This window comes from Streptomyces sp. NPDC037410, assembly GCF_055602235.1.
In genome coordinates, this window is the sequence record NZ_JBVJWR010000015.1 from 103,036 (window position 1) to 126,363 (window position 23,328).

A 23,328-nucleotide genomic window follows, 5' to 3' on the forward strand; every position below is an offset into this window, starting at 1 on the left:
TCCTCTTTTATCCCCCCCCCCCCCTTCCTCCCCCCCCCCCCCCCCCCCCCCCCCCCCCCCCCCCCCCCCCTCCCCCCCCCCCCCCCCCCGCCACCGTCAGAAGACGACGAGGGCGCGGCCGCCCTTGCCCGCGAGCATGTTCTCGAAGGCGCCGGGGATGCCGTCCAGGGTGATCCGCTCGGTGACGAGGGCGCCGAGGTCGAGGCGGCCGGCCCGGATGTGCTCGGCGAGCACCGGCAGGTCCTCGGCCGGGTTCGAGTTGCCGTAGACGCAGCCGGCCAGGGTGCGGCCCCAGTGGAAGATCTCCAGGGCGTTGAAGGTGACCTGCTGGTCCTTGCCGCCGATGCCGACGACCGTGGTGCGGCCGCCGCGCCGGGTGGAGTCCCAGGCGGTGCGGATGGTGACGGCGCGGCCGACGCACTCGACGGCGACGTCGACGCCCTGCCCGCCGGTCAGCTTCCGGATCTCCTTGGCGGTGGTCTCGGACGCGACGACGTACTCGGTGGCCCCGGCGGCCCGTGCCAGGGCCTCCTTCTCCGGCGAGACGTCGACGGCGACGATCGTCGACGCGCCGGCGATCCGGGCGGCCTGGAGCGTCGCCAGGCCGACGCCTCCGACGCCGAAGACGGCGACGGTCTCGCCTTCCCGGACTCGGGCCGAGTGGTGGACCGCGCCCCAGCCGGTGAGGACGGCGCAGCCGAGGAGGGCGGCGTCGGTGAGCGGGACGCCGTCGGGGACGGGCAGGACGCAGTTCGCGGCGACGACCGTCTCCTCCGCGAAGGCGGCGACGTTGAGGCCGGGGTGGACGTCCCTGCCGTCCTGGGTGCGGGCGTGGATGTTCGCGGCGCCGGTCAGGGCGTTCGCGCAGAGCCAGACCTCGCCGAGCGAGCAGGGGTGGCAGCTGCCGCAGGACGGCGCCCAGTTGAGCACGACGCCGTCGCCGGGGGCGACGTGGGTGACGCCCTCGCCGACGGAGACGACGGTGCCCGCGCCCTCGTGGCCGAGGACGGCCGGGACGGGCACGCGCATCGTCCCGTCGGACAGGGACAGGTCGGAGTGGCAGACCCCGGCGGCGGCGAGCCGGACCCGGACCTGACCGGGTCCGGGCTCGGGGAGTTCGATGCCGGTGATCTCCAGCGGAGACCCGATGGCGGGCAGGACGGCGGCGCGTATCACGCTGTTCGCTCCTTCTGCGCTCAGAACTGCAGGGACTTGGTCTGGAGGTATTCGGCGAGGCCGTGCGCGCCGAGCTCCCGGCCGACCCCGGACTGCTTGTACCCGCCGAAGGGGGCCCGCGGGTTGAAGCGGCCGCCGTTGATGTCGACCTGGCCGGTGTCCATGCGGCGGGCGAAGGCGACGGCCGCCTCGGGCTCGCCCCAGACGGCGCCGGCGAGGCCGTAGACGGTGCCGTTGGCGATCGCGAGGGCCTCCTCCTCGTCCTCGTACCGCAGGAGCGAGACCACCGGGCCGAAGATCTCCTCCTGCGCGATGGTCATGTCGGGGGTGACGTCGGCGAAGACGGTCGGGGAGACGTAGTAGCCGGTCTCGTGCGGGGCCCCGGGGCCGCCGGCGACGAGCCGGGCGCCCTCCTCGATCCCCTTCTCGATGTAGCCGCGGACGCGCTGCCGCTGCTTGGCGTTGACGAGGGGGCCGACGCGCTCGCCGGGCACGTACTTGGCGACGGCCTCGGCGGCGAGCGCCACCGCCTCCTCGTACCGGTCGGCCGGGATCAGCATCCGGGTCCAGGCGCTGCACGTCTGGCCGGAGTTGGACATGACGTTGGCGATGCCGACGGCGACGGCCTTGGGGAGGTCCGCGCTCGGCAGGATCACGTTGGCGGACTTGCCTCCGAGTTCGAGCGCGACCCGCTTGACGGCGCCGCCGGCGAGGGCGCCGATCCTCTTGCCTACGGCGGTGGAGCCGGTGAAGGAGACGAGGTCCACGTCCGGGTGCTCGGCGAGCGCCTGCCCGGCGACCGGGCCGAGGCCGGTGACCAGGTTGAAGACGCCGGCCGGCAGGCCCGCCTCGTGGACGGCCTCGGCGAAGAGCTGGGCGGTGAGCGGGGTGTCCTCGGCGGGCTTGAGGACCGTGGTGCAGCCGGCGGCGAGGGCCGGGGCGACCTTGGCGACGATCTGGTGGAGCGGGTAGTTCCAGGGGGTGATCGCGGCGACGACGCCGACCGGCTCGGCGTAGACGGTGGAGTTGCCGACCTTCTCCTCGAAGGGGTGGGTGGCGGCGAGTTCGGCGTAGCTGCCGGCGACGGCGATCGGCAGTCCGGCGTGCACGGCGGCGGCGAGCTGCGGCGGGGCGCCGAGCTCGGCGGTGACGGTGGCGGCGATCTCCTCCGCGCGGGCGGCGAGCGCGTCGCGGAGGGCGGCGATACGGGCTCCGCGCTCGGCGGGCGGGGTGGCCGCCCAGCCGGGGAGCGCGGCGCGGGCGGCGCGTACGGCGGCGTCGACGTCCTCGGCGGTGCCCGCGGGGACGTGGGCGATGACCTGCTCGTCGGCGGGGTTGACGACCGGGATGGTGTCCGTGGAGGAGGCGGGGCGCCACTCCCCGCCGATGTACATCGCGTCGTGGGCCTTCATCCGCTGTCTCCTCCGCTTGCCGGGTGCGTCGTCCGAGTGGGCGGAACCCAAACTAGCGATGTTAATTTTCCGGCGCCAGGGCCTGCCGGAGTGCCCCGGGTCTCACCGGGGCGGCACGCGCCGCACGCCCCGTTCGGCGGAGCGGCTGGGTCCGTCGGGCGGGGCGCGGGTTCGGGTGCGGGTTGGGGGGCGGGTGCGCGTGCGGGTTGGGCAGGCCGGGCTGCGGGTCCGTTGGCGGGTTCGGGTTCGGCAGGCCGGGCTGCGGGGCCGTTGGCGGGTTCGGGTTCGGGTTCGGCAGGCCGGGCTGCGGGGCCCGGGAGCCGGTGGTCAGATCTTCTGGGCGATCTCGGTGAGGTGGGCGAAGACCACGATGTTCGCCTCGTAGCCCTTGCCCCGGTCGAAGGCTCCGCCACAGGTGAGCAGCCGCAGTTCGGGCCGCCCGGTGTCTCCGTACACCTCCTTGTCGGGGAAGTCGTTCTTGGCGTACGTCTCGACGCGGTCGACCGTGAAGACGGCGACCTTGCCGTCGGCGCGGGCGACCCGGACGGTGTTGCCCTGGCTGAGCGAGTTGAGGTTGAGGAAGACGGCGGGCCCGGTGCGGGTGTCGCGGTGGCCGACGACGACGGCGGTGCCGCGTTCGCCGGGGGCGGGCCCCTTGGCGTACCAGCCGACGACGCGGGGGTCGTCGACGGGCGGTGTGCCGAGCCGTCCGGTGGCGTCGAGGCCGAGCTCGACCACGGGGGCCTCGATGGTGATGGCCGGGACGGCGACGGTGACGGGACGCGACCGGGCCATCGGGGCCGGCGGGGGCGCGGGCCGCGGCGCGGGCGCGGCCTTGGGCACGGCCCGCGGCTTCGCCCGGTGGGCCAGCGCGGCGGGCGCTCCGGCCGCCGGGCCGACCCGGCCGTGGGCGGCCGGGGCGGCGGCGAGCGGCGGGTCGGCCGGTTCCCCGTCACCGACCCACCAGACGCCTCCGGTCACCAGGACCGTGGTCACCGCCACGGTCCTGGCGAGCCGGAGCAGGCGCCGCTGCCTGCGCGTGAAGCGGGACCTACGCGGCGCCATTGTCGCGGCGGCGCGAGCGGCGGATCAGGACGAGTCCGGCCGTGCCGGCGAGGCCGGCGGCGACGGCCGCCCCGACGCCGAAGGCGGAGGAGTCCTCGGCGGCGATCTGCGCGCTGCCGCCGCCGCCCGCGCCGACCGGGCCGTGGGGCTTGTGGCCGTGGCCGCCGCCGTTGCCGCCGTTGCCGTTGCCCCCGTTCCCGTTGCCTCCGTTCCCGTTGCCTCCGTTCCCGTTGCCTCCGTTCCCGTTGCCTCCGTTCCCGTTCCCGCCGTTGCCGCCGTTGTCGCAAGCGGTGAGGACGTTGAAGACCTTCGACTTCGGGGCGCCGTTCTTGCCCTCCCACGTCCACTCGACCTTGTACATGCCGATCGGCAGGCGGAGCAGCCCGGTGGCCCCGTCACCGGTGACGGGGTCGATGGAGACGGCTGCGGGCCCGAGCACCGGCTGGTCCCCGTTGCCCGGCTGACCCGGCTGCGGGAAGACCGAGTAGGTGATGCTCGACAGACCGTCGAAGTTGAGGGCGGCGAACTTGAAGGGGCAATTGACACGGGGTTCGTTGACGGGGTCGGTGTCGCCCGTGGCCGCCTGGTGAACCTTGACGTCACCGTCGTCGCCGGGCGCGGCGAAGGCCGCCTGTGCACCCCCGAGGGTGACGGCGCTGAGCGCCATGGTGGCGAGCGCCGCGCGGAGCAGGGCGCGGGTGGGGGGTGTCGTCATGGTGGAGGTCCTCCAGTCGTGAGCTCATCGGACGCTTACTGCGATAATCCGACTATCTGTCACAACAAGGACACGGAGGGTGGCGACCCGGCGCACCACCCTCCGACTTCCACTCGTCCGGCTCACTCCCCCGCACCACGGGTGACGGGGGCTCGGGCCGGCCGGGTCAGATGATCCCGAAGAGGATCCCCGCCGCGAGCACGACCAGCGAGGTCAGGGCGGCCCACTTCACCGTGAACCTGGTGTGGTCGCCGAACTCCACCTTCGCCATGCCGACGAGGACGTACACGGCGGGCACCAGCGGGCTCGACATGTGCAGGGCCTGGCCGACCAGCGAGGCGCGGGCGATCTCCAGGGACGACACACCGTGCGCGGCACCCGCCTCCGCGAGGACCGGCAGCACGCCGAAGTAGAAGCCGTCGTTCGACATGAAGTACGTGAGCGGGAGGCTCAGCACGCCGGTGACCAGGGCCATGTGCGGGCCCATGCCCGCGGGGATGGCGCCGACGAGCCAGTCGGCCATGTGCTTGACCATGCCCGTGCCGGTGAGGACACCGGTGAAGACGGCGGCGGCGAAGACCATGCCGGCGACGTTGAGGACGTTGTCCGCGTGGGCGGCGAGGCGCGCCTTCTGCTGGTCCATCTTCGGGTAGTTGACGGTGAGCGCGAGGGCGGCACCGAGGAGGAACAGCACCGGGATCGGCAGCAGTTCGAGGATCATCGCGGCCAGCAGCGCGACCGTGAGGCCTGCGTTGAACCAGTACAGCCTGGGACGGAGCGTCGCCCGCTGCGGGTCGAGCCCCTGGAACCCGTCGCCCTCACCGGCGCCCGTACCGGCCTGCGCGTCGCCGGCGTCGCCACCGGCCCCGGCTGCCTGCTTACCCTCGCCCTTGCCCTCGCCCTTGCCGCCCGCCGTGACCAGGACGGCGTCGGTCTCCGGGACGAGCACCTCGTCGAGGGTCAGGTAGCCGATGCGCTTGCGCTCACGGCGCCCGAGCACGTACGCCAGGACGAAGACGAAGAGCAGGCCCACGCCGAGCGCGGGGATCATCGGCACGAAGATGTCGGCGGCGTCGAGCTTGAGCGCGGTCGCGGCGCGGGCGGTCGGACCGCCCCACGGCAGGGTGTTCATGACGCCGTTGGCCGTGGCGGCGACACCCGTCATGACCACCAGGCTCATCTTGAGCCGCTTGTACAGCGGATACATCGCCGAGACGGTGATCATGAAGGTGGTGGAGCCGTCGCCGTCCAGGGAGACGATCGCGGCGAGCACCGCCGTACCCACGACCACCCGCACGGGGTCGGCCTTGCAGAAGCGCAGGATGCCCCGGACGATCGGGTCGAAGAGGCCGACGTCGATCATGACACCGAAGTAGACGATCGCGAACATCAGCATCGCGGCCGTCGGCGCCAGCTTGCCGACGCCTTCGATGACGTAGTCGCCGAGCTGGGCCCCCTGCCCGACCGCGACGCAGAACAGCGCGGGAATCAGTACGAGCGCCGCGATCGGCGACATCTTTTTCAGCATGATCAGAACCAGGAAGGTCGCGATCATGGCGAAGCCGAGGACGGTCAGCATGGAGGACACCTCACGTTCACCCTTGAACCCCGCCGAGCGGCGGTCCGGATGACGGTAGGTGCCCCCTTCTGCCGTTAACAAGATGTTGACGCGTGAGCAATACGAGCAAAACCCCAGGTCAGAGAAGTGAGGCTAGGGCAGGGGTGACACCTCCACGGGGAAGCCGTTCAGGACGGCCGTCCCGGAGAGGGGGTCGATCCTGGAGCCGTCGAGCAGCTGGTTGACGTTGACGCCGGGGCGCGTGGACGCCACGGCGAGCCGGGTGCCCGGCCGGTCGTGACCCCAGCCGTGCGGGAGGCTGACGACGCCCGGCCGCACGCCGTCGGTGACCTCCACCGGCACCTCCAGCTCGCCGCCCTCCCCCTTCACCCTGGCCGTGCCGCCGTCGGTCAGCCGGAGCCGCTCGGCGTCCCGGGGGTGCACCTGGAGGGTGCAGCGGTTCGAACCTCCGCCCAGGGTGGGCGTGTTGTGCAGCCAGCTGTTGTTCGAGCGCAGGTGCCTGCGTCCGACGAGCTGGAGGGTCCCCGGCTCCGGTACGGCGTCGAGCGCGGCCCGCAGCCGGGGCAGGTCGGCGGCGAGGGGCTCCGGGAACAGCTCGATCCGCCCGCTGCGGGTCTTGAGCAGCGCGGGCAGGCGCGGCTTCAGGGGCCCGAGGTCGATGCCGTGCGGGTGCGCCTTCAGCTCGTCGAGGGTGAGGCCGTACGGGCCGAGCCGCAGCATCAGGTCGAGTCGCCGCTCGGCTCCGCTGGTCCCGGAGAGCCGGGTGGCGAACTCCTTGGGGTCCGCTCCGTACGCGGGCGAGTGCTCTTGCGTCACGGCCTTGGCGAGGGTGGTGTCGATGGCGAGGTCGTCGACGGCGGACGGCGGAGCACCGTGCATCCCCGTCACGGCGAGGATCAGCCGGGCGTGGATCTCGCACTCGTCCATGCGGTCCGCTTCGAGGGGGACGGCCGCCGGCGTGTAGCGGGCCTGGTCGCGGACGGCGAAGGAGTTGAAGGCGAAGTCGAAGTGGGCGCTCCGGGAGGGCGGCGGCGGGGGCAGCAGGACGTCGGCGTGGCGGGTGGTCTCGTTGAGGTACGGGTCGACGGCGACCATCAGGTCGAGGGAGCCGAGGGCCGCGTCGAGGCGGTCCCCGTCGGGTGCGGAGAGGACCGGGTTCGCGGCGACGGTGATCACCGCGCGGATGCGCCCCTCCCCCGGCGTCTCGATCTCCTCGGCGAGGGCGACGAGCGGCAACTCGCCCTTGACCTCGGGGTGGTGCGAGACCCTGCTGTGCCGGCGGCCGAGGGCGAAGCCCCTGCCCGGTCCGGCGGGCCGCGGGGCGGGCGCGGTGGCGGAGAGCGGGAAGAGCGCGCCGCCGGGCCGGTCGAGGTTGCCGGTGAGGACGTTGAGGACGTCGACGAGCCAGTTGGCGAGGCTGCCGTACGCCACGGTGGAGCTGCCCATCCGCCCGTAGACGGCGGCGGTGGGCGCGGCGGCGAGCTCCCGGGCGAGGGCGCGGATGGTGTCCGCGTCCACGTCGCAGGCGGGGGCGACCGCCTCGGGGCTGAACTCCCGTACCGCGGCCCGTACCTCCTCGACGCCCTCCACCTGGGCGGCGAGCGGGCCGAGGTCGGTGAGCTCCTCGTCGAAGAGGGTGTGGACGAGGGCGGCGAGGAGCAGCGCGTCGGCGCCGGGGCGGATCGCGACGTGCCGGTCGGCGAGGCGGGCGGTGCGGGTGCGCCGGGGGTCGACGACGGTGAGGGTGCCGCCGCGCCGGCGCAGCGCCTTCAGCCTGCCGGGGAAGTCGGGGGCGGTGCACAGGCTGCCGTTGGAGTCCAGGGGGTTGGCTCCGAGGATCAGCAGGTGGTCGGTGCGGTCCAGGTCCGGCACGGGGACGGCGAAGGGGTCCCCGAAGAGCAGGCCGCTGGAGACGTGCTTGGGCATCTGGTCGAGCGTGGAGGCCGTGAACAGGTTCCGGGTGCGCAACGCGGCGATCAGCAGGGGCGGGTAGAGGGCGCCGGCGACCGTGTGCGCATTGGGGTTGCCCAGGACGATACCCACGGAGTCCGGCCCGTACTCCTCGATGAGCGGACGGATTCGGGCGGCGATCGTGTCGAACGCCTCGGCCCAGGTGGCCTCCTGGAGCCTGCCGTCCTTGCGGACCAGCGGGGCGCGGAGCCGGTCGGGGTCGGCGTCGATGGCGGGGAAGGAGGCCCCTTTGGGGCAGATGAACCCCTTGCTGAAGACGTCGTCGCGGTCGCCGCGCGCCCCGGTGACGCGGCTCCCGTCGAGCGTCAGGGCGAGTCCGCAGGTCGCTTCGCAGAGGGGGCAGATGCGCAGGGCGGTGGACATGGCGTCTCCCTGGGTGCGTCGGGTGACGCCGAGCCTACCGACCGGTAGGCACGGGCGGGAGGGGTTGCGCGAGCTTACGAGAGCGAGGGCGCCAGGTACGCGTGGAGCAGGCACCGGGTCTCGGCGACGAGCGCCGGGTCCCCGGCGGGGTCCGCGCGGAAGGCCAGCCGGACCAGGGCGTCGGCGGTCTCGACGCCGACGAGCACCTTCCGGTGCAGCTCCTCGTCCGCGGCGCGGCCCAGGTGGGCGGCGAGGAGCGCGCAGATCCGTTCCGCGACGAGCCGGTTGGGGTCCTCGGCGGCGGCTTCGGCCGCGCCGTCCGCCGCGGCCTCTCCGGGCGCGGCGGCGGGCAGCCCGAAGTCGACGAGCGCGAACCCGGGGACGGTCCGCTTCATCTCGATGAACTCGTCGAGGACGCCGTCGATGGCGCCGTGCGCGTCGAGGATCGGCGCCCCGGCGAGCCGCTCCGAGACCCGCTCGGCGTACCGGTCGAGGTTCCGGTGGGCGAGGGCGGCGACCATCGCCCGCTTGTTGCCGAAGAAGCGGTAGACGGAGCCGATGGGGACGCCGGCACGGGCGGCGACGGCGCGGGTGCTCAGCTGCTCGTACCCGGTCTCGTCGAGGAGTACGGCGCAGGCGTCGAGGATCCGGGCCAGCCGCTCGGCGCTGCGCTGCTGCACGGGGGCGCGGCGGAGCGCCGGCTGGGTTCGGAGGCGGGTCTGGGGCACGGGGTCCATGATGCCGCTCCGGTCGGGATGAGGCGATCGGTCGGTGGGGCGTGGGGGCAGTCGGTGGGGCGTGTGGGCTTTTGGGCGATCACCGGGTCGGGTGGCCCGGTCGGCGGGGCGATCGGCGGGGCGCGCGCTCAGGCGATCAGCAGGCCGATGCCGCCGAGGGTGTACGCGATCATCAGCACGAACAGCGGGAGTTGGCCGGCGACGGCCCGGGCGGGCGGGAAGAGGCGCACGGACCGGTCGTGCGCGGCGACGACACCGAGGACGTGACCGGTGACGATCGCGGCGACCTGGAGGGTGGCGAGGCCCCCGGGACCCAGTGGTGGAGCGGGCGAGGGGGCGTTGTCAGTGCCCCCTGCCAAGATGACGGTACGTGGTCCTTCCGTCACGAGAAGTGAGAAGTAGTGGGCCACGAGATAGCCGAGGGCGATGGGCAGGAGCGAGTGGGCGAAGGAGGTGAGCGGAGTGGTGAGTTCGGGATTCATCAGGCGCAGGGCGCCGGCGCAGAGGCCGTAGCAGGCGGCGGCGAGGGAGACGGCGGCGAGCAGGCCGAGCGTGGCGGTGGGGACGGGGCCGAGGGAGGAGGTCTGGAGGGTGGTGATCCAGCGGGGGTTGCCGGAGAGGCCGTCGTAGGCGGTGGAGCCGAGGAGGACGCAGACGGTGGCGACGAGTCCGGGGGTGTGCGGGGTGGAGTCGAGGCCGTGGAAGGGGGAGCGCAGGACCAGTCGGCCGTCGGCGCGGCGGCCGAGGGGGGAGAGCCGGGCGAGAAGGGAGGAGTACACCTCGAAGGGGTCGGCGTGGGCGAACCACCGGTCGCCGTACCGGGCGGCGCCCAGGAGTTGGACGGCGGTGTGGACGGCGAGGGCGGTCAGGAGGGTGGTGGTGGAGGTGTTGTCGGGGGCGACGAGCTCCAGCCAGGTGAAGAGGAGGAGTCCGGCGGCGGCGGGCCGGATGCCGAGCGCGGCGGGCAGGGGGCGCGGGTTCCGCGGCGGGCGGAAGGCCTGGACGGCGTGCAGGGGGTTGAGGAGGCGCCAGACGGGGCCGAGGAGGAGGGAGGCGGGGACGAGTCCGACCCAGAGGAGGACGTAGAGGGCGCCGGGCGCGGGATTGCGGTCCGGGTCGTCGGGGCCGAGGAGGAGGTGGACCAGGAAGAGGACGGCGGCGGCGACGCCGAGGAGCCGGAGGGCGGTACGGGTGGCGGGGGCGTCGGCGATCCGCTGGAGGGCGAAGGGAAGCGGGCGGCCGGAGAGGTCGCCACGGAAGCGGGAGGAGGACCAGAGCAGGCCGAGGGCGAGGAAGGAGACGAGGAGGGCGGTGAAGGCGCCGGCGTACGCGTAGAAGGGAGAGAGGGGAAGGTCGTGCTGGGAGCCCACGCCGTGGGCGAGCGGGAGCCGGCGGGGTTCGGCGTGGGCGGGGACCGCGACGTGGGCGGCGGCCGCCACGTGGGCGGCGGCGACGGCCGTCATCGGACGACGAGTTGGGTCAGCACGAGTCCGGACTCGTGCGCCTCGACCTCGAAGAGGCCGGTGCGGTCGACGGTGAGGGTGAGCGTCGCGGGGGCGCCGGGAGAGAGGGGCAGTTCGCGGTCGTAGCCGTGCACATGGACGGTGTCGGCGCGGTCGCCGGTGATACGGAGGGTGAGGCGCTCGCCCTTCTTCAACTCGATGCGGGAGGGAGGTGGTTGGACGGCCGTTCCGATGATGGTGAGGGTGACGGTGCGGCCGGGGTCGGCGGGCGTGGGGCTCGACGGGGCGGACGCGGCCGGGGCGGAGGCGGACGCGGCCGGGGCGGAGGAGGGGGCCGAGGTGGTGGGGGTGGCGCCGAGGCGGACGGTGGCCTGGACGGGGGCGCCGGCGACGGCCCAGACGGTGTGGTCGTCCGCGTGGAGCCGGACGGTCAGGGTGTGGGCGCCCGGGGGCACGTAGCCCCAGGGGCCGTACAGGCGGGCGGTCTCCCGGCCGTCGACGAGGAGGCGGGCGTGGCCCCGGCCCGGGATGGCCGCGCCGCCGGTGCTCTCCGGGGTGAAACGGAACCTCTCCACCGTGAGGTGGACGTTCCAGCCGCCCTCGGAGTCGGGGCGGGCCTCGACCCCGACGGTGGGCGCGTCCGCCGTGGGGAGCTCGCGGAGCCGGTGTCCGCCCTCGTCGCGGGCCGTGAGCAGGGTGCCGCTGCTGCCGGTGGCCTCCTGGTGGCTGGTGCCGGGCTTGTGATGGGTGGTGGCCCGGCCGCCGCAGCCCACGAGGAGCAGGGCGGCGACGACCAGGACGACGACCGGACGCACGGCTCCGACCAGGCGGACGACTCCGAGGGGGCGTACGGCGGCGCGTCCGGCCGTCACGCCGTCACCCCTTCCGGGTGGTCGGCCGGGGGGTCGGCCGGGGGCTCGGCAGGGAGTTCGGCAGGGAGTTCGGCCGGGCGCGTGGTGCGCGCGCCCGCGGCGATCACTGCCCACAGGACCCAGACGATGCCGAGCAGGAGGCGGAGCCAGGCGGGGCTGACGGGGATGCCGGGGAGCATGAGGACGGCCTTGTCGAAGGCGTCGAGGAGGGTGAGGGCGCCGAGGACCGCCGTGGTCCAGGCGAGGACGGGGCGGGTGGGGCGCAGGGCGAGGCCGGTGAGGGTCCACCAGGCGCCCATGAGGAGCAGCGCGAGGGAGGGGAGGGCGGTCGGGGTGAGGGCGAGGGTCGAGCCGGCGACGTCGAGGGCGAGGCCCGCGAGGCCGAGGAGGGCGGCCGCGCCGGCGAGCCGGTTGCCGCGGAGGCGGCGCCACCAGAGGGCGCCGCCGGCGAGGGCGAGGACGAGGGCGTTGCCGAGGGCGAGCTGGGTCTCGACGCGCTGGAGGCCCCGGGCGCCGTACCAGTCGCAGCCGGCCGGGAGGCGGCGTGCCTGGACGTTGTAGTCGGCGCAGACGAGGAGCTGGGCGAGTTTGACGGGTTCGCCGACGAGCCGGTCGGTGGGGCCGGAGACGTCGCCGCGGCGGGCTCCGCAGCCGGGCAGGGCGCCGGGCGTGCCGGCGCCGGCGTCGGACTGCCAGCAGTTGCCGCCGCCCTGGCCGTCCCACCAGACGTCGGTGCGGTTGGGGCGGGAGTGCCCGGCCTTGTCGACGCCGAGGTGGTTGCGGGCGTAGCGGTTGTGGTGGGAGGTGTCGGTCTGCTTGCCCCAGGCGGACTCGCCGCGGATGAAGGCGGGGACGGCGCTGAGGAAGAAGGCGGCGCGCTGGTGGCCGTAGACCCAGTTGTTCTCGTAGAGGTTCCAGTTGCCGCCGGCGGTGATGATGCCGGTGCCGGGCGGCATGGAGATCTGGGGGCAGACGACGCCCTGTTCGTAGCCGCGGTCGACGGGCGGTTTGGCGCAGGTGCCGTCGGCGACGTGGGGGTAGTAGTTCTGGTTGTTGTCGTGGATCAGGTTGCGTTCGAAGCGGGCGTGGTTCTGCGGGAGTCCGGGGTGGCCGGGGAAGGCTGAGTCCATGGAGGCGCCGCCCATGTTGTGGTCGAGCTCGTTGTCGTGGACCCAGACCGAGTCTCCGGCGGTGCCGGAGTAGCCGACCATGTTGTGGTGGCTGCGGCAGCCGGTGATCTCGATGGAGTAGCGGGGGACGTCGTAGCCGTGACCGTCGTTGATGTTCGAGGCCGAGCCGGGGTAGATGCCGGAGTCGCCGTTTCCGTAGGACTCGCAGTTCTTGTAGAGGCCGTGGTCGGAGGCGAAGGTCAGGAAGCCGTACTCGTCGTTCCAGCGGGTGAGGACGTCGTCGATGACGAAGCCGTCGGCGGCGAGCACGTACAGCGAGTTGAAGGTGGTGCGCTGGGCGGTGAAGTTGCGGAAATAGACGCCGTCGGAGCCGTCGGCGCGGATGGCGTTGAGTTTCCGGTACTTGGCGTCGATGACGACGTCGAGGCGGGAGGCGCCGGTGCCTTCGACCTGGAGGTTCTTCTTGCCGAGGATGGCGACGAGGTTCTGGTTGTGCGGGCACTGGCGCTGCTGGGCGTAGCTGAGGATCTGGTAGCCGAGTGCGGACGTGCGGGCCTTGAGCCCGGCGCAGGCGCCGGTGGGCGGCGGCAGGGAGGGCTCCTCCTCGTAGAGGCCGGGGAGGACCGCGATGGTGAGGCCGGGCCGGTCGACGGCGTCGACGGCCTGCTGGAGGTGGCGGTACCCGCTTCGGGCGCAGCGTGCGAAGAGGGCGAGGTTGCGGGCCTTGAGGGCGGCCGGGAAGCCGGAGATCCGGCGTTCGAAGTCGGCGCGGTCGGTCTTGCAGACGAGGAGGTCGGGTTCGCCGGTGCGGAGTTCCGGCACGCTGCCGGTTCCGTCGGGGAGGGTGACGGGCCGCTCCTCGTGGGCCTGGGCGAGGGGAGCGGTGAACAGGGCCGCGGCGAGCGCCACGAGCACGACCGAGAGCACGGAGACGAACCTTCGGGTCCACGACATGCGCGAGAGAGTAGAGCACTGCTCATCTTTTTTGACCCCCTCGCGCAGCCCCATGTGCGCGCACCCGTCCGGGCGCGGACCACCGGTGCCCCGTTGACGTGGCGCGCGCGGAATCCTACGGTCACCCATAGGATTCCCTTGCGGGCTCAGGACAGGAGCGGTCGATGACCACGGAGCAGGCCAGGAAGACGGCCGAGGCGCTCAGCTACAGCACCGGTTTCGGCAACGAGCACAGCTCGGAGGCGGTCCCCGGCGCACTGCCGGACGGCCGGAACTCGCCGCAGCGCGCACCCCTCGGCCTCTACGCCGAGCAGCTCAGCGGCAGCGCCTTCACCGAGCCGCGGTCCCACAACCGCCGCTCCTGGCTCTACCGGATCCGTCCTTCGGCCGCGCACCCGCCGTTCACCCGGATCGACAACGGCGCCCTCGCCGGGGCCCCCTTCACCGAGACCGTGCCCGACCCCAACCGGCTGCGCTGGAACCCGCTGCCGGAGCCGGCGCCGGGCACCGACTGGCTGGCCGGCCTGTGGACCCTCGGCGGCAACGGCGACGCGACGCAGCGCACCGGCATGGCCGTGCACCTCTACCACGCCAACGCCTCCATGGAGCGGGTCTTCGGCGACGCCGACGGCGAGCTGCTGATCGTCCCGGAGCGCGGCGGCCTCCTCCTCCGCACCGAGCTGGGCCTGCTCGCCGCGTACCCGGGCGAGATGGCGCTGATCCCGCGCGGCGTCCGCTTCCGCGTCGAGCTGCTCGACGAGACGGCCCGCGGTTACGTGTGCGAGAACTACGGCGCCCCGTTCCAGCTGCCGGACCTCGGCCCGATCGGCGCCAACGGCCTCGCCAACGCCCGTGACTTCCGCGCCCCGGTCGCCGCCTACGAGGACGTCGAGGGCCCGGTCGAGGTGGTCAACAAGTACTGCGGCAACCTCTGGTCGGCGACGTACGGCCACTCGCCGCTCGACGTCGTCGCGTGGCACGGCAACCACACCCCGTACGTCTACGACCTGCGCCGCTTCAACGTCATCGGGACGATCTCGTACGACCACCCCGACCCGTCGATCTTCACGGTCCTCACCGCGCCCTCCGACACTCCGGGGCTCGCCGGCGTCGACTTCGTGGTCTTCGCCCCGCGCTGGCTGGTCGGCGAGGACACCTTCCGCCCGCCGTACTTCCACCGGAACGTGATGAGCGAGTACATGGGCCTCATCGAGGGCGCGTACGACGCGAAGGCGGAAGGCTTCGTGCCGGGCGGCGGCTCGCTGCACAACATGATGTCCGCGCACGGCCCCGACCGGGAGACCTTCGACAAGGCCAGCGCCGCCGAGCTGAAGCCGCAGAAGATCGACGACGGTCTCGCCTTCATGTTCGAGACCCGCTGGCCGGTGACCGCGACCCCGCAGGCCGCGACCGCCGACCACCTGCAGAAGGGATACGACGATGTATGGCAGGGTCTTGAGCGCCACTTCCGGCCGTAATGTCGCGTCCGTAAGCCCGTAGCCTTCGTACGGAGAACCCGTGACCGCCTTCGCTCCCGACTCGCTGGTCCTGAACCGCAAGCTGCCGCTCTGGTATCAGGTCTCGCAGTCGTTGCGCGCCTCGATACTGGGCCGCACGCCCGACGCCTCGCTGCGGCTGCCCACCGAGGAGCAGCTCGCGGCCCACTACGGCGTGAGCGTGCTGACCATGCGCCAGGCCCTCAAGGAACTGGAGGAGGAGGGCCTGATCAGCCGGCACCGGCGGCGCGGGACCTTCATCGAGCCGGGCGCCCGGCGGTCCACCCCGCGCCGGCTGCTCGGCTCGATCGACGCGATCGTGGCCCAGCAGTCGGGCGAGCGGACGACGGTCCTCGGGCACACCACCGAGCCGGTGCCCGGGGAGCTCGCCGAGTTCTTCCCGGACGTGCCGGAGGTCGTGGCGTACCGGCGGCTGCGCAGCGACGGGGAGAGCGGCGAGCCGACGAACTGGGCGGAGAACGCGGTGCGGCCCGAGCTCGCCGCGGCGATCGACCCGGCGGATCTGGAGCGCTGGCCGATGACGAAGGTGCTGCGGGACGTCGTCGGGGTGCGCATCAGCCGCATCACGGACACGGTCGAGGCCCGCCTCGCGGACCCGGAGACGGCGGGCCTGCTCCAGGTCCCGCTGCTCTCCCCGATCCTCCACTACACGGGCGTGACCTACGACGAGGACGGCCGCGTCGTCGACGTGGCCCGCATCCGCTACCGCGGCGACCGCTTCTCCTTCACGGTCACGGTGGAGGCGCACTGACGGTGCGGGCGCACTGACGCTGGTAGCGCACGGACCGCCGTCGTTAGCATGCGGGGCGTGACGGAAGACGTACGCCTCGACGAGCTGCCGCTTCTCGACGAGCTGATGCCGTGGTCCGTGGCTCCGCTGCGGTTCGGGCGGTCGTGGATCGTCGCGCCCCACGTCCGCACCCTGCGGGCGCGCTGGGAGCGGCTGGTGGCCGCCGAGGGTGCCGAGCGGGAGGCGCTGTTCCGGCCGAGCCGGGCGCGGACGCCGGCGAGCGCGGTGGGCGCGCTGCCCGGGCAGCGGACCGGCACCACGCGTTTCGCGCGCGAGTCGGGGTCGTGCCCCGACCCGGTGCGGGTGGCGTCCGGGCCGTTCGACGAGCAGTGGCTGCTGCCGGACCACCGGCTGATCGACACCGCCCGCCCGGAGCTGTGGCGGGTCGCCGGGGAGCCGCAGCTGTTCGCCGTCGAGCAGGGGTACGTGCCGGGGGCGGCGGGTCCGGCGCTCCTGGTGACGGCGGCGCTGCCGGAGGGCCGTTCCCCGGCGGGCCGTCCGGGCCGCATCCGGCCGCTGTTCCGGCGCCCCGGGGGCCGGGAGCCCAATCTCGCGCCCGGTCTCCTCGACTTCCTCGGGAAGCGGTACGGGTGCCAGGTCGACGCCCACGACTGGCTGGCGTGGACGGTGGCGGCGGCCCTCCCCTCCCCCGCCGGGTGCCGTCTCCCGCTCCCGGAGGACCCCGAGGTGTGGGCGGCGGGTGTGGCGCTCGGCCGGGAGCTCGCCGACGTGCAGCTGCGCGGCGCCCTGAGCGGGACGAGGCCCCGGCTGCCGGGCGGGCGGCGGCCCTATGTGCGGGCGGCGGTCCCGGCGCGGCCGACGACGATGACGTACGACTCCGAGGGCGAGGTGCTCGATGTCGGCGGGGGCCTGATCTCGCCCGTGCCGGCGGAGGCCTGGGAGTACCGGGTCGGCGGGGTGCGGGTCCTGGAGCAGTGGTTCGCGCACCGGACGGCCCCGGCGGAGCCCGGCTCCCTGGAGGCGATCGGGCCGTCCGCCTGGCCTCAGGAGTGGACCTCGGAGCTGCTCGACCTGGTCACGGTGCTCGCGCTGCTCGGGGCGCGGGAGCCGGAGCGGGCGGCCTTCGCGGGCGGGTCGGCGGGCCGGGAGGAACTGCGCACCGCCGGAATCCTGCCCCCGCCGTCCGCGTCCCGCCGCCCCGCCTCCGTACTGGATCACCAGGAGGAGGGCCCGGAGGGCCAGTTCATGCTCCTGTGACCCGCTCCCCGGAGACGGGCTCCCTCGCGGCCCGGGGGCCGAAGTTCAGGCGCCTGTGACCTGATCCCCCGTCACGGGCTCCCCCGAGGCCCGGGGGTCGAACGAGTCCAGCAGCCGGTTCATGGTCATCGCGAAGATCACGTCCGGGTCGACGGGCGCGGCGGGGGCCTCGGCGAGCAGTCTGGCGAGGTGCGGGTAGCGGCCCGTCGCCACCTGCCCCATGAGGTAGGCGCCGCGCACCGCCTGCTCCTCCGCCTCGGACCAGGGCAGTCCGCGGGCCCGTTCGGCGATGGCCTGCTCGTTGGCGACGGTCGCCATGACCGTGCCGTTGACCATGGCGATCAGCTGCATCTTGAGCCCGGGGGGCGCGTCCAGGGGTTCGAGGCAGCCGAGGCACCACTCCAGGAAGCGCAGGGCGTTGGGGCTGAAGCCGTAGGCGGTGGTCATCACCCGGGCGAGCCAGGGATGGCGGTACATGATCGCGCGGGTCTGGTACGCGATGCCGCTCATGTCGGCGCGCCAGTCGCCGCTGGGCTCCTCGGGGAGCTCGTACTCGCCGCTGACCGCGTCGACCATCAGCTCGTACAGGTCCTCCTTGCGGGGGACGTAGTTGTAGAGCGACATGGTGCCGCAGCCGAGCTCGGCGGCGACGCGGCGCATGGAGAGCGCGTCGATGCCGTCCGCGTCGGCGATGCGGACGGCCGCGTCCACGATGTCACGCCGGCTGTAGGCCGGTTTCGGTCCGCGTCCCGTGCGCTCGGGCCGCGCCCAGATCACTTCCGGTTCGGCCGCTCGGCCCGCCATGGATCATCACCTCGCTCACCATCGTAGTTACGTACGCCGTACGTAGTGGGGTATGGTCGCGCCATGACGACTACGTACGCTGTACTTAGTGAGGGTCTGCGGAAGCGTTACGGCGACGTCCACGCCCTGCGCGGCCTCGATCTCGCCGTCCCCGAGGGCACGGTCTGCGGCGTCCTCGGCCCCAACGGCGCCGGCAAGACCACCGCCGTCCGCGTCCTCACCACCCTGGTCGCGCCCGACGGCGGCAGCGCGCGGGTCGCGGGCCACGACGTGGTGCGCGACCCCGCGGGGGTACGCAAGCGGATCGCGGTCACCGGGCAGTACGCCTCGGTCGACGGCGACCTCACCGGCGCCGAGAACCTGCGGCTCTTCGCCCGGCTCCTGCGCGCCCCGCGCTCCCGCGCCGACGAGCTCCTGGACCGCTTCGGCCTGACCGCGGCCGCCGGACGGCCCGCCCGCACCTACTCGGGCGGCATGCGCCGCCGCCTCGACCTGGCCGCGAGCCTGCTCGTGCCGCCGGGGGTGCTCTTCCTCGACGAGCCCACGACCGGACTCGACCCGCACAGCCGGAACGGGATCTGGGACGCCGTACGGGAACTGGCCGGGCAGGGCACGACCGTGCTGCTGACCACCCAGTACCTGGAGGAGGCCGACCAGCTCGCCGACGACATCGTGCTGATCGACGAGGGACGGGCCGCGCAGCGCGGCACCCCGGCCGAACTGAAGGCGCTCGTCGGCAGCTACGCCGAGGTCGTCGTCGCCGACCCGTCCGCCCTCGAAGCGGCCGCGTGCGTCCTCGACCAGCTGACCGGTTCGGCGCCGGTCCTCGACGCCGAGCGGCGCACGGTCGGCGCGGTGACCACGGACACCACGCTCACCCTCCCCCGGATCGTCCGGGAGATCGACGCCGCCGGGGTCCACATCGTCGACGCCTCCCTGCGCCCGCCCACCCTCGACGAGGTGTTCCTCCGCCTCACCGACCGGAAGGAGCTCGTCGCGTGAGCGCCCTCGTGCACGACGGGACCGCCGTCCTCGGCCGCCACCTCCAGCGGATCAGGCACGCGCCCGCGATCACCGTCATGACGCAGACGATGCCGATCGTCTTCCTGCTCTTCTTCGGGTACGTCTTCGGCAGCGCGCTCGCCGCCCCCGGGGCCGGGTACCGGGCCTTCCTGGTGCCCGGCATGCTCGTCGCGACGGCCGCGGGCGGCCTGATGACGGGCATGTTCCAGGCCGCGCAGGACTCGCACCGGGGCGTCATGGACCGCTTCCGGACCATGCCCGTGAGCCGGGCCGCCGTCCCCCTCGGGCAGGCCCTCGCCGACCTGCTCGCGAGCGCCGTCGGCACGGTCCCGCTGATCCTGGTCGGCCTCGCCATGGGCTGGCGGATCGAGGGCACGCTCCCCGAGGCCCTGGGCGCCTTCGGCCTGCTGCTCCTCTTCCGCTTCGCGACGACCTGGGTCGGCATCCTGCTCGGCCTGGCCTCGAAGAGCGAGGAGGCGGCAGGGCAGCTGGGCAGTGCCACCTTCATGCTGCCGCTGCTCTCCAACGCGTACATCCCGACCGACGGCATGCCCGGCTGGCTGCGGACGGTCGCCGAGTGGAACCCCATCTCGGCGGTCACCACGGCGGTGCGGGAGCTCTTCGGCAACGCGCCGATCCCCCCGGACGCGGCCTGGCCGGTGGCCCACCCGGTCGCCGGCGCGCTGCTCTGGTCCCTCGGCCTCGTCGCCGTCTTCGCCCCCCTCGCGGTGCGCAGGTACGCCCGGGGGTGACGTACCCCCCTGGTGGCCCCTGGGGTGACGTACCCCCTGATGACAGGAGGAGTACGCGCACGATAGGCAGTGCGGTCATGAGCACTCAGCCACTCCCCCTCGCCGGGGTCACGGTCGTCGCCGTCGAGCAGGCCGTCGCCGCGCCGTTCGCCACCCGCCAGCTCGCCGACCTCGGCGCCCGGGTCGTCAAGATCGAGCGCCCCGACGGCGGCGACTTCGCCCGGGGGTACGACACCGCCGCCCAGGGGCTCGCCTCCCACTTCGTGTGGTGCAACCGCGGCAAGGAGTCGGTGGCGGTCGACCTCAAGGACCCCCGGGGCCTGGCGCTCGTCCGCCGGATGGTGGCGGGCGCCGACGTCTTCGTGCAGAACCTCGCGCAGGGCGCGGCGGCCCGCCTCGGCCTCGACGCCGCCACCCTGTGCGCGGCGCACCCGTGGCTGATCGCGGTGGACGTCTCGGGGTACGGGGCGGAGGGACCGTACGCGCACAAGCGGGCGTACGACATGCTCGTCCAGTGCGAGGCCGGCCTGGTGTCGGTGACCGGCACGCCCGAGCGGCCGGTCAAGTCCGGGATCCCGGCCGCCGACATCGCGGCCGGGATGTACGCGTTCTCCGGCGTCCTCGCCGCCCTCGTGCGGCGCGGCACGACCGGCCGGGGCGGTCCGGTGGAGGTCTCCCTGCTCGACTCGCTGGCCGAGTGGATGGGGCATCCGCTGCACCACGGGATGCACGGGGGCACGGCACCGGCGCGCACGGGGCTCGCGCACGCGGTGATCGCCCCGTACGACGCCTATCCGACGGCGGACGGCGGTCTCGTCCTGCTCTCCGTGCAGAACGACCGGGAGTGGCGGCGGCTCGCCGAGCAGGTCCTCGGCCGGCCCGAGCTGGCCGGGGACCCGCGGTTCGCGACGAACACGGCGCGGGTGGCGGGGCGCGGGGCGACGGACGCGGTGGTCGCGGCGGCGCTCGCCCCGCTGACGGCGGCGGAGGCGCTGGCCCGGCTCGACGCGGCGGGCATCGCCTGCGCCCGGCTCAACTCGGTCGCGGAGCTCGCGGATCACCCGCAGCTGACGGCCCGTGACCGGTGGCGGGAGGTGGAGTCCCCGGTGGGGCCGCTGCGCGCGCTGCTGCCGCCGATCGTCTTCCCGGACGCGCCGGAGCCCCGGATGGACCGGATCCCGTCCCTCGGCCAGGACACGGACGAGGTGCTCACGGAGCTGGGCGTACCGGAGGCGGAGCGGAAGGAGCTGCGGAGCGCGGGAGTGATCGCCTGACCTCGCCTGCCGGGGAACGGGGCGGGCGTTTGGGGTACGGGGGAAGTCCCGGGCGCTTGAGCGGGCCCCGCTCTACGTGAGAACCCCCGGGCACGACGGAGCGCCGGACGGGCGGGGACACGTCCGGCGGGGTCGCGGTCGGGGGCGTGCGGGCGGCGGTGCCGTCCGGATCAGTGGCGCGTGCCGAAGAGCGAGCGGCGCAGGCGGCGGAGCGGGGCGAAGAGCGAGACCCGCGCGCTGCGGCTGCGGTGGCTGTGCACCGGCACCTCGCGCGTACGCGTCGTCAGTTCCCGCATGAGCAGCGTCGCCTCGGCCACCTCGCGCTGGGGCACGGCGGGACCGCCGAGCACTGCGAGATGGCGGTCGAGTCGCGAACTGGTCGCGCTGCTCCCGCAGGTGATGGCAGGCACTCGCGGCCTGCTGCGCATTGCTATCTGTTCCATGTCACTCCCCACCCGTACAAGGGCACCCGGCCCGGGCAGATTAACCCTATCGCTCCATCGTGACACCCGTGTATCCCACCGGCGGGATTCACCGCACTCGTACGGGGGTTGACGGTGACTGTCCGAATCCATCTGATTCCAGGGCGAGTTGGACAGCACTCGAACACCTGCCGAACCATCACGAACCATCCTGCACTCCGGACCGCCGTCCACGGTCACGAGGGCGGGTGTGATCTCCACCACCAAGATGGTCGCGAGCGCGCGCACCGCGCGACCGGAGCCTTGGAGACGCCCCTCGGCTACCGTGGATCCATGACGGTGATCGCGGGTCGTTACCGGCTGCTCGACGTGCTCGCCGAGGGGGCGACGGGCACCGTCTGGCGCGCCCTGGACGAGACGGACCGCCGCGAGGTGGCGCTCAAGGAGTGCCGCGCCCCGGCCGGACTGCCGGCGGACGAGGTTCCCCTGGTGTACGCGCGGCGGGAGCGCGAGGCGCGGGCCGCCGCGCGGATCTCCCACCCCTCTGTCGTACGGGTCCTCGGCGTGGCCACGGAGGACGGTCGGCCGTGGGTCGTGACGGAGCTGGTCCGGGGCCTCACCCTCGCCGAGACCGTGGACGCGGACGGGCGGCTGCCCGTGCGCGAGGCCGCGCGCGTCGGCGCGGAGGTCCTCGCCGGTCTGCGGGCCGCCCGGGAGGCGGGCGTACCGCACCGGGGCGTACGGCCGGAACAGGTTCTCCTTGCGAACGACGGGCGGGTCGTGGTCACCGGCTTCGGCGGCGCTCCTGACGACCCCACCGGCCCGGAGGCGGATCTGCGCGCCCTCGGGGCGCTCCTGGGGACGGTGGCGGACGACCGGCCCGGGCCGCTGAGCCCTCTGGTCGGCCGCCTGACGGACGAGGACCTCGCCGTGACGGCGGATCAGGCCGAGCGCGAGCTGCGCGGGCTGGCCGCGGGCGGCACGCCGGGGACGGAGGCGGAAGCTTCGCCCCCGGCCCGGACCGGCAGGGGCGACAGCGACGGGACACGGGCCGGGACCGCGCCGACCCAGCTGCCGGAAGCGCCGCCGAGGGCGGCACCCCGCCGGCTGCCCGTCCTGGTGGCCGGGATCGTCGGGGCGCTGCTGATCGCGGGTGCGTTGACGTATCAGGCGGTACGGGACGACGGACCGGGCACCGGGCCCGGGCCGGGCGGTGTCACGAGCACCGCTCCGGCCGGGACCGGCAAGGGGACGGCTACACCGCCCCGTTGAAGGAGGGCAGGTAGCCGCCGGACTGTCCGGCGGCGGTCGGGTGGTACGACTCGCCGATGTTGAGCCAGTTGACGCTGTGCAGCCAGGACGAGCTGGAGCAGATCTCGTGGCCGGTGAAGGCGGGGACGACGCTCGCGAAGGTGAAGCCGTGGTCGGCCGCGCGCTTGGCGGTGGCCGCGTTGAGGTAGTCGGAGGCGCCGTTGATGGCGCTGCGCTCGTTCTCGCTCAGGCCGGCGATGCAGCTGCCGCCGAGCTGGTAGAAGCGCGGGTAGCCGAGGACGACCACATGGGCGGCGGGCGCCTTGGCGCGGATGGCGTTGTAGACGGAGTCGAGGTTGCCGGGGAGCGTGGAGTCCACATAGGCCTTGGCCTGATTCACGCGGTTGATACAGGTGACCTCGGACTGGAGCACACAGGTCGTCATGACGTCGGCGAAACCTGCGTCATTTCCCCCGATCGTGACGGAGACCAGGTCGGTGGCGGCCGAGAGGGGTCCGAGCTGATTCGCGGTCACATCACCCGTTCGGGCGCCCGAGCAGGCGGTGAAGGCGAACGAGGAGGGGGCGTGGGCGTTCTTCCACAGGACCGGATACGCCTTCGTGGAGCGCTTGCAGTCGCCGCTGGCGCTGTCGTAACTCCCCGAGCCCACACCGGAGGAGTACGAGTCCCCCAGGGCCACGTAGTCGAGTGCGGCGGTCTCGGCGGCCTGTGCCGCACCCACCCCGGTGAGGGTGAGGACGACGCCGAGCAGGAGCGAGGACGAAAGGGCGGCAAAACGGGGCAGTCTCATGGAACCTCCCTGTAGCAGGATCTCTGCGC

At 73.7% G+C, this 23,328-nt stretch carries 20 protein-coding genes; 7 read left to right on the top strand and 13 right to left on the bottom strand.

Features of this window, described 5'->3' with window-relative positions; all coding sequences use genetic code 11:
• Positions 1 to 96: 96 nt before the first annotated feature.
• From ACZ7HT_RS24535 to ACZ7HT_RS24580, 10 genes are all read right to left on the bottom strand, one after another.
• A complete protein-coding gene (locus ACZ7HT_RS24535) occupies positions 97 to 1,176 on the bottom strand; it encodes a Zn-dependent alcohol dehydrogenase (protein ID WP_471169605.1) in 1,080 nt (359 codons plus the stop codon).
• 20 nt (positions 1,177 to 1,196) lie between these two features.
• Complete coding sequence (locus ACZ7HT_RS24540; protein ID WP_471169608.1) at positions 1,197 to 2,588, bottom strand: aldehyde dehydrogenase family protein; 1,392 nt, start codon at positions 2,586 to 2,588, stop codon at positions 1,197 to 1,199.
• 327 nt (positions 2,589 to 2,915) lie between these two features.
• The gene (locus tag ACZ7HT_RS24545; protein ID WP_471169611.1) at positions 2,916 to 3,653 is read right to left on the bottom strand and encodes a class F sortase; all 738 of its coding nucleotides are present in this window, start codon (positions 3,651 to 3,653) and stop codon (positions 2,916 to 2,918) included.
• Positions 3,640 to 4,368, bottom strand: coding sequence for a hypothetical protein (locus ACZ7HT_RS24550; RefSeq protein ID WP_471169614.1), 729 nt, complete (start codon positions 4,366 to 4,368; stop codon positions 3,640 to 3,642). The genes ACZ7HT_RS24545 and ACZ7HT_RS24550 overlap by 14 nt, the downstream gene beginning before the upstream one ends.
• A gap of 166 nt (positions 4,369 to 4,534) precedes the next feature.
• Positions 4,535 to 5,947: a CitMHS family transporter gene (locus ACZ7HT_RS24555; protein ID WP_471169617.1), complete on the bottom strand. Its 1,413-nt coding sequence runs from the start codon at positions 5,945 to 5,947 to the stop codon at positions 4,535 to 4,537.
• Positions 5,948 to 6,079: 132 nt separating this feature from the next.
• Positions 6,080 to 8,281 (bottom strand): molybdopterin-dependent oxidoreductase, encoded by a 2,202-nt coding sequence (locus ACZ7HT_RS24560; RefSeq protein ID WP_471169619.1) that lies wholly within the window; start codon positions 8,279 to 8,281, stop codon positions 6,080 to 6,082.
• A 74-nt stretch (positions 8,282 to 8,355) separates the two neighbouring features.
• Positions 8,356 to 9,018, bottom strand: coding sequence for a TetR/AcrR family transcriptional regulator (locus tag ACZ7HT_RS24565; protein WP_471169623.1), 663 nt, complete (start codon positions 9,016 to 9,018; stop codon positions 8,356 to 8,358).
• A gap of 128 nt (positions 9,019 to 9,146) precedes the next feature.
• A complete protein-coding gene (locus tag ACZ7HT_RS24570) occupies positions 9,147 to 10,481 on the bottom strand; it encodes a hypothetical protein (RefSeq protein WP_471169626.1) in 1,335 nt (444 codons plus the stop codon).
• Positions 10,478 to 11,353 carry a cupredoxin domain-containing protein gene (locus ACZ7HT_RS24575; RefSeq protein WP_471169629.1) on the bottom strand — a complete coding sequence of 292 codons (876 nt, stop codon included), beginning with the start codon at positions 11,351 to 11,353 and terminating at the stop codon, positions 10,478 to 10,480. Before ACZ7HT_RS24575 ends, ACZ7HT_RS24570 begins: the two co-directional genes overlap by 4 nt.
• A complete protein-coding gene (locus tag ACZ7HT_RS24580; protein WP_471169632.1) occupies positions 11,350 to 13,437 on the bottom strand; it encodes a right-handed parallel beta-helix repeat-containing protein in 2,088 nt (695 codons plus the stop codon). Before ACZ7HT_RS24580 ends, ACZ7HT_RS24575 begins: the two co-directional genes overlap by 4 nt.
• Before the next feature lie 164 nt (positions 13,438 to 13,601).
• Between ACZ7HT_RS24580 and hmgA the strand changes: the two genes are divergently transcribed.
• The 3 genes from hmgA to ACZ7HT_RS24595 are packed head-to-tail and all read left to right on the top strand — an operon-like array spanning position 13,602 to position 16,962.
• Positions 13,602 to 14,915: a homogentisate 1,2-dioxygenase gene (hmgA, locus tag ACZ7HT_RS24585; RefSeq protein WP_471169635.1), complete on the top strand. Its 1,314-nt coding sequence runs from the start codon at positions 13,602 to 13,604 to the stop codon at positions 14,913 to 14,915.
• Positions 14,916 to 14,955: 40 nt separating this feature from the next.
• Positions 14,956 to 15,705, top strand: coding sequence for a GntR family transcriptional regulator (locus ACZ7HT_RS24590; protein WP_471169638.1), 750 nt, complete (start codon positions 14,956 to 14,958; stop codon positions 15,703 to 15,705).
• A 48-nt stretch (positions 15,706 to 15,753) separates the two neighbouring features.
• Positions 15,754 to 16,962 (top strand): type ISP restriction/modification enzyme, encoded by a 1,209-nt coding sequence (locus ACZ7HT_RS24595; protein ID WP_471169641.1) that lies wholly within the window; start codon positions 15,754 to 15,756, stop codon positions 16,960 to 16,962.
• A gap of 45 nt (positions 16,963 to 17,007) precedes the next feature.
• Here the strand turns inward: ACZ7HT_RS24595 and ACZ7HT_RS24600 are convergent, their stop codons facing one another.
• Complete coding sequence (locus tag ACZ7HT_RS24600; RefSeq protein WP_471169644.1) at positions 17,008 to 17,766, bottom strand: TetR/AcrR family transcriptional regulator; 759 nt, start codon at positions 17,764 to 17,766, stop codon at positions 17,008 to 17,010.
• Between the two features lie 63 nt (positions 17,767 to 17,829).
• Here ACZ7HT_RS24600 and ACZ7HT_RS24605 point away from each other — a divergent pair, with 63 nt between their 5' ends.
• The 3 genes from ACZ7HT_RS24605 to ACZ7HT_RS24615 all read left to right on the top strand — a co-directional run bounded on the left by ACZ7HT_RS24605 (position 17,830) and on the right by ACZ7HT_RS24615 (position 20,815).
• On the top strand, positions 17,830 to 18,768 hold the full coding sequence (locus ACZ7HT_RS24605) for an ATP-binding cassette domain-containing protein (protein WP_471169646.1): 939 nt from the start codon (positions 17,830 to 17,832) through the stop codon (positions 18,766 to 18,768).
• Positions 18,765 to 19,541: an ABC transporter permease gene (locus ACZ7HT_RS24610; protein ID WP_471169649.1), complete on the top strand. Its 777-nt coding sequence runs from the start codon at positions 18,765 to 18,767 to the stop codon at positions 19,539 to 19,541. The genes ACZ7HT_RS24605 and ACZ7HT_RS24610 overlap by 4 nt, the downstream gene beginning before the upstream one ends.
• 77 nt (positions 19,542 to 19,618) lie before the next feature.
• Positions 19,619 to 20,815, top strand: coding sequence for a CaiB/BaiF CoA transferase family protein (locus ACZ7HT_RS24615; RefSeq protein WP_471169652.1), 1,197 nt, complete (start codon positions 19,619 to 19,621; stop codon positions 20,813 to 20,815).
• A gap of 170 nt (positions 20,816 to 20,985) precedes the next feature.
• On the opposite strand, the gene ACZ7HT_RS24620 is transcribed toward ACZ7HT_RS24615, so the two are convergent.
• Positions 20,986 to 21,258, bottom strand: coding sequence for a hypothetical protein (locus ACZ7HT_RS24620; protein ID WP_116161802.1), 273 nt, complete (start codon positions 21,256 to 21,258; stop codon positions 20,986 to 20,988).
• A gap of 312 nt (positions 21,259 to 21,570) precedes the next feature.
• On the opposite strand from ACZ7HT_RS24620, the gene ACZ7HT_RS24625 reads away from it, so the two are divergent.
• Positions 21,571 to 22,509, top strand: a complete 939-nt coding sequence (locus tag ACZ7HT_RS24625) for a protein kinase domain-containing protein (protein ID WP_471169654.1) — start codon at positions 21,571 to 21,573, stop codon at positions 22,507 to 22,509.
• On the opposite strand, the gene ACZ7HT_RS24630 is transcribed toward ACZ7HT_RS24625, so the two are convergent.
• Positions 22,493 to 23,299, bottom strand: coding sequence for an SGNH/GDSL hydrolase family protein (locus ACZ7HT_RS24630; protein ID WP_471169657.1), 807 nt, complete (start codon positions 23,297 to 23,299; stop codon positions 22,493 to 22,495). The genes ACZ7HT_RS24625 and ACZ7HT_RS24630 overlap by 17 nt on opposite strands.
• Positions 23,300 to 23,328: the final 29 nt, after the last annotated feature.

Excerpts from the sequence above, each read along its gene's own strand:
- ACZ7HT_RS24540 (WP_471169608.1), bottom strand. The coding sequence starts at position 2,588 with ATGAAGGCCCACGACGCGATGTACATCGGCGGGGAGTGGCGCCCCGCC.
- ACZ7HT_RS24545 (WP_471169611.1), bottom strand. The coding sequence starts at position 3,653 with ATGGCGCCGCGTAGGTCCCGCTTCACGCGCAGGCAGCGGCGCCTGCTC.
- ACZ7HT_RS24550 (WP_471169614.1), bottom strand. The coding sequence starts at position 4,368 with ATGACGACACCCCCCACCCGCGCCCTGCTCCGCGCGGCGCTCGCCACC.
- ACZ7HT_RS24555 (WP_471169617.1), bottom strand. The coding sequence starts at position 5,947 with ATGCTGACCGTCCTCGGCTTCGCCATGATCGCGACCTTCCTGGTTCTG.
- ACZ7HT_RS24560 (WP_471169619.1), bottom strand. The coding sequence starts at position 8,281 with ATGTCCACCGCCCTGCGCATCTGCCCCCTCTGCGAAGCGACCTGCGGA.
- ACZ7HT_RS24565 (WP_471169623.1), bottom strand. The coding sequence starts at position 9,018 with ATGGACCCCGTGCCCCAGACCCGCCTCCGAACCCAGCCGGCGCTCCGC.
- ACZ7HT_RS24570 (WP_471169626.1), bottom strand. The coding sequence starts at position 10,481 with ATGACGGCCGTCGCCGCCGCCCACGTGGCGGCCGCCGCCCACGTCGCG.
- ACZ7HT_RS24580 (WP_471169632.1), bottom strand. The coding sequence starts at position 13,437 with ATGTCGTGGACCCGAAGGTTCGTCTCCGTGCTCTCGGTCGTGCTCGTG.
- hmgA (WP_471169635.1), top strand. The coding sequence starts at position 13,602 with ATGACCACGGAGCAGGCCAGGAAGACGGCCGAGGCGCTCAGCTACAGC.
- ACZ7HT_RS24595 (WP_471169641.1), top strand. The coding sequence starts at position 15,754 with ATGCGGGGCGTGACGGAAGACGTACGCCTCGACGAGCTGCCGCTTCTC.
- ACZ7HT_RS24600 (WP_471169644.1), bottom strand. The coding sequence starts at position 17,766 with ATGGCGGGCCGAGCGGCCGAACCGGAAGTGATCTGGGCGCGGCCCGAG.
- ACZ7HT_RS24605 (WP_471169646.1), top strand. The coding sequence starts at position 17,830 with ATGACGACTACGTACGCTGTACTTAGTGAGGGTCTGCGGAAGCGTTAC.
- ACZ7HT_RS24615 (WP_471169652.1), top strand. The coding sequence starts at position 19,619 with ATGAGCACTCAGCCACTCCCCCTCGCCGGGGTCACGGTCGTCGCCGTC.
- ACZ7HT_RS24620 (WP_116161802.1), bottom strand. The coding sequence starts at position 21,258 with ATGGAACAGATAGCAATGCGCAGCAGGCCGCGAGTGCCTGCCATCACC.
- ACZ7HT_RS24625 (WP_471169654.1), top strand. The coding sequence starts at position 21,571 with ATGACGGTGATCGCGGGTCGTTACCGGCTGCTCGACGTGCTCGCCGAG.
- ACZ7HT_RS24630 (WP_471169657.1), bottom strand. The coding sequence starts at position 23,299 with ATGAGACTGCCCCGTTTTGCCGCCCTTTCGTCCTCGCTCCTGCTCGGC.